This window comes from Methylobacterium sp. WL103, from assembly GCF_008039885.1.
Taxonomy (GTDB): Bacteria; Pseudomonadota; Alphaproteobacteria; order Rhizobiales; family Beijerinckiaceae; genus Methylobacterium; species Methylobacterium cerastii.
Window position 1 is genome coordinate 1 of the sequence record NZ_VRUX01000388.1, and the last position, 4103, is coordinate 4103.

General features: G+C 70.6%; 5 protein-coding genes. 4 read left to right on the plus strand and 1 reads right to left on the minus strand.

Annotation, left to right across the window (positions count from 1 at the left end):
* Positions 1 to 986: D-alanyl-D-alanine carboxypeptidase family protein (locus FV222_RS19005; protein WP_147815393.1), on the minus strand; the 986-nt coding region annotated here is incomplete at its 3' end.
* Positions 987 to 1265: 279 nt separating this feature from the next.
* Between FV222_RS19005 and queE the strand changes: the two genes are divergently transcribed.
* The 4 genes from queE to FV222_RS19025 form a co-directional block, all read left to right on the plus strand.
* Positions 1266 to 1898 (plus strand): 7-carboxy-7-deazaguanine synthase, encoded by a 633-nt coding sequence (queE, locus tag FV222_RS19010; RefSeq protein WP_147762318.1) that lies wholly within the window; start codon positions 1266 to 1268, stop codon positions 1896 to 1898.
* A gap of 146 nt (positions 1899 to 2044) precedes the next feature.
* Positions 2045 to 2596 carry a dTDP-4-dehydrorhamnose 3,5-epimerase gene (gene rfbC / locus FV222_RS19015; RefSeq protein ID WP_147762319.1) on the plus strand — a complete coding sequence of 184 codons (552 nt, stop codon included), beginning with the start codon at positions 2045 to 2047 and terminating at the stop codon, positions 2594 to 2596.
* A gap of 47 nt (positions 2597 to 2643) precedes the next feature.
* The gene (rfbB, locus tag FV222_RS19020) at positions 2644 to 3726 is read left to right on the plus strand and encodes a dTDP-glucose 4,6-dehydratase (protein WP_147762320.1); all 1083 of its coding nucleotides are present in this window, start codon (positions 2644 to 2646) and stop codon (positions 3724 to 3726) included.
* The coding region (locus FV222_RS19025; RefSeq protein WP_147815394.1) for a sugar nucleotide-binding protein at positions 3727 to 4103 on the plus strand (377 nt) is incomplete at its 3' end.

Below are 4103 nucleotides of genomic sequence, written 5' to 3' on the forward strand. Positions count from 1 at the left end.
GAGGACAGGCCGGCGGCCCCAAGGAACTGCGCGCCGGCGCTGTCGGCCGCGCCGGCGATGGCGCCCGGGCCTTCGTCGATCGGCATCGGCTTCTTGCGGTCGCAGATGTAGGGCCGCATGTCGGGCGGCGCGCCGATCGGCGAGGCCGGCATCGCGTCGAGGGTCTGCGCGGTCCAGCCGGCGGACTGGCCGAAGCCGTAATCGAACAGGTCGGCGGCCTTGAGGTCGCGCTCACGCGCGCTCGGGCTGCCCATCACGATGGTGAGGATGCGCCGACCGTTGCGGTTGGCGCTCGCCACCACGTTGAAGCCGCCCGCGCAGATGAAGCCGGTCTTCATCCCGTCGACGCCGGCGTAGCGCCCGAGCAGGCCGTTGTGGTTGGCCATCACCGAGCGGCCGAACTGGATCGCCGAGATCGAGAACAGGTCGTGCGAATCGGGGAAGTCGCGCAGCAGCGCGCGGCCGAGCACCGCCATGTCGCGGGCCGAGGTCCATTGCCGGGGATCGGGCAGACCGTTCGGGTTGTACCAGCGGCTCTCGCGCATGCCGATCTTGCGCGCGGTCTCGTTCATCATGTCGGCGAAGCCGTCGACCGTGCCGCCGAGCGTCTCGCCGATCGCGAAGGCCACGTCGTTGGCCGACTTGACCATGATGATCTTCAAAGCGTTGTCGAGGGTGAGCTGCGTGCCCGGCTTGAAGCCCATCTTCGAGGGCGGCTCGGCGGCGGCGGCGGCCGAGATCGTGATCATCGAATCGAGCGAGACTTTGCCCTGCCGCACCAGGTCGAGGGCGACGTAGGTGGTCATCAGCTTGGTGATCGAGGCCGGGTACCAGGGGTCGGTCGCCCCTTGCGCGTAGAGCACCTTGCCGGAATCGACCTCCACCACGAGCACGGGTGCGGTCACGGCGTCGGCCGCCTGCGCACCGAGGAGGCCGGCGAGCGTGGCGAGCCCCAGGGAGAGGCGCCTCAGAAAACGGTTCGACATCGACCCCGACTCAAAGCAATGGAACGCCGCGCCGGCACCGGGCCCGGTGCCGTCCCTCTCGCGGCTGCGAACAAGGGCCCATGGATCGCCGGCCGTTCAACGCGGGCACCGTGGCAAGAGCATGGCGGAGCCTCAGCGTCTCGGCAGGCCCATGGCTGAGCTTCGCGCCTCGGGACACCGATGTGGCGTTGCGGCACGCGGACGCCTATGTGCTGTCGCTCGACGACCTTTTGGAACGGGACGGGGGCCGCGCCGACGGCGCGCGGGCACGGCGGGGCGATGGCGTACGCGGTCAAGGAACTCTTCCACACGCTTCAGGGCGAGGGTGCGCAGGCCGGGCGGGCGTCCGTGTTCTGCCGGTTCGCCGGCTGCAACCTGTGGTCCGGCCGCGAGGCCGACCGGGCCGAGGCGGTCTGCCGGTTCTGCGACACCGCCTTCGTCGGCACCGACGGCGAGGGCGGGGGCAAGTTCGCCACCGCCGACGACCTGGCAGACCGGATCGCGCAGACCTGGGAGGGCGGTCCGCACGGGCACTACGTCGTCTTCACCGGCGGCGAGCCGCTGCTGCAGCTCGATCCCGCCCTGATCGCGGCGGTCCACGCCCGCGGCTTCGCCATCGCGGTGGAGACCAACGGAACGCTGGCGGCGCCCGAGGGGATCGATTGGATCTGCGTCAGCCCCAAGGCCGGCGCCCCCCTGGTGCAGCGGCACGGCGACGAGTTGAAGCTGGTCTTCCCGCAGGCCGGCCTCGCGCCGGAAACCGTCGCCGACCTCGACTTCCACCATCGCTGGCTTCAGCCGATGGACGGCCCGGACCGGGTCGCCAACACCGGCGCGGCGGTCGCCTATTGCCGGGCGGATGCGCGCTGGCGGCTCTCGCTCCAGACGCACAAGATGATCGGGATTCCGTAGCGGGCGCTCTGGAGCCGCGAAAGGTCCTTGCGACTTGACAGCCCCCCGGAATGCTTGGAAGCCCGCTCGATGCGTCCGAGGCGGACGCCGTCGCGTGGGCGACGGTGCGGTCGGGCGCTGAGCGCAGCACCATCGGAGAGCGTGCGATGGACGTGATCGAGACCCGGCTCGCCGGGGTGATGCGGGTGAAGCCGAAGCGCTTCGGCGACGCCCGCGGCTGGTTCTCGGAGACGTTCCGCGTCGACGCGCTGGCGCGGGCCGGCATCACCTGCGCGTTCGTGCAGGACAACCAGTCGTTCTCCGTGCCCAAGGGAACGATCCGCGGCTTGCACTTCCAGGTCGCGCCGCAGCCGCAGGCCAAGCTCGTGCGGGTGCTCTCCGGGGCGATCCTCGATGTGGCGGTCGATCTCCGCCGCGATTCTGCCACCTACGGTCAGCATGTGACGGTGACGTTGGATGCGGAGGGCGGCGAGCAGCTGTTCATCCCGCACGGCTTCGCCCACGGGTTCTGCACCCTGACGCCCGACACGATGGTGGCCTACAAGGTGGACGCGTACTACAGCCCGGCCCACGACCGCGCCCTGGTCTGGAACGACCCCAAGGTCGGCATCGACTGGCCGGTCTCGGCGGCGGAGGCGATCCTGTCGGACAAGGACAAGGCGGCGCCGCGCCTGTCGGACCTCGGACCGGTGTTCTGAGGACCCGGCTTGCGACGACCGTCGACGCATTCAAGGAAAGGCCTGCCATGCGCATTCTGGTGACCGGAGGTTGCGGCTTCATCGGCTCCGCTCTCGTGCTCCATCTCGTGCGCGACCTCGGCCACGACGTGCTGACGCTGGACGCGCTGACCTACGCGGCCAACCCGGTGTCGCTGGACAGCCTCGCCGAGGATTCCCGCCACCGCCTTGTCGAGGCCGACATCTGCGACGCCGACGCGGTGCGCGCGGCCTTCGCAGACTTTGCGCCGGAGGCGGTGATGCACCTGGCGGCGGAAAGCCACGTCGACCGCTCGATCACCGATCCGGGCGCCTTCATCCAGACCAACGTCATCGGCACGCAGGTGATGCTGGATGCCGCGCGCGGCCACTACGAAGCACTGCCAGCGGAGGCGAAGGCGCGGTTCCGCTTCCTCCACGTCTCGACGGACGAGGTCTACGGCTCGCTGCCGCCGGACGCGTTCTTCACCGAGGACAGCCGCTACGATCCGCGCTCGCCCTACTCCGCCTCGAAGGCAGCCTCGGACCACCTGGCGCGGGCGTGGCACGAGACCTACGGCCTGCCGGTGCTGGTGACGAACTGCTCGAACAATTACGGGCCGCGCCACTTCCCGGAGAAGCTGATCCCGCTGATGATCCTCAACGCGCTCGAAGGCCGCAAGCTGCCGGTCTACGGCGACGGCCTGAACGAGCGCGATTGGATCCATGTCGAGGACCACGCGCGCGGCCTCGTGGCGGTGCTGGAGCGCGGCCGGGTCGGCGAGACCTATCTGCTCGGCGGCCGCGCGGTACGCAACAACCTCGCCGTGGTGAAGGCGCTCTGCGCCGCCTTCGACCGGCTTCGGCCCGAGGGCGCCCCGCACGAAAACCTGATCAGCTTCGTCGCCGACCGTCCCGGACACGACCGGCGCTACGCGATCGATCCGAGCAAGGCGGAGGCCGAAGTCGGCTGGGCGCCGTCCAAGACCTTCGAGCAGGCCTTGGAGGAGACCGTGCGCTGGTACCTCGACAACGAGGCCTGGTGGCGCCCGATCCGCGAGGGCCGCTACACCGGCGAGCGCCTCGGCCTCGCGCCGAGCGAGGGCGCGCCCACGACAGGCAAGGGCGCCTGAATGGACATCCTCGTTCTCGGCGGCGCCGGGCAGGTCGGCACCGAGCTGCAGGCCTACGCCTGGCCTGACGGCGTCACGGTGCACGCCCCCGACCGCGGAGCCCTCGACATCACCGACGCCGATGCCGTCGCCCGCCTGCTGGCGGAACGTCGCTTCGCGGCGGTGATCAACACGGCCGCCTACACCGCGGTCGACAAGGCCGAATCCGAGCCGGTTTCGGCCTGGCGCCTCAACGCGCTGGCGCCGGCGATCCTGGCCGCCGAGACGGCGCGCCACGCGATCCCGCTGGTGCACGTCTCCACCGACTACGTCTTCGACGGCACGCGCCCCGGCGCCTACCGGCCCGACGACCCCATCGCCCCGCGCAGCGTCTACGG

Coding starts and splice junctions, on each gene's coding strand:
- rfbB (WP_147762320.1), top strand. CDS start 2,644: ATGCGCATTCTGGTGACCGGAGGTTGCGGCTTCATCGGCTCCGCTCTC.
- rfbC (WP_147762319.1), top strand. CDS start 2,045: ATGGACGTGATCGAGACCCGGCTCGCCGGGGTGATGCGGGTGAAGCCG.
- queE (WP_147762318.1), top strand. CDS start 1,266: ATGGCGTACGCGGTCAAGGAACTCTTCCACACGCTTCAGGGCGAGGGT.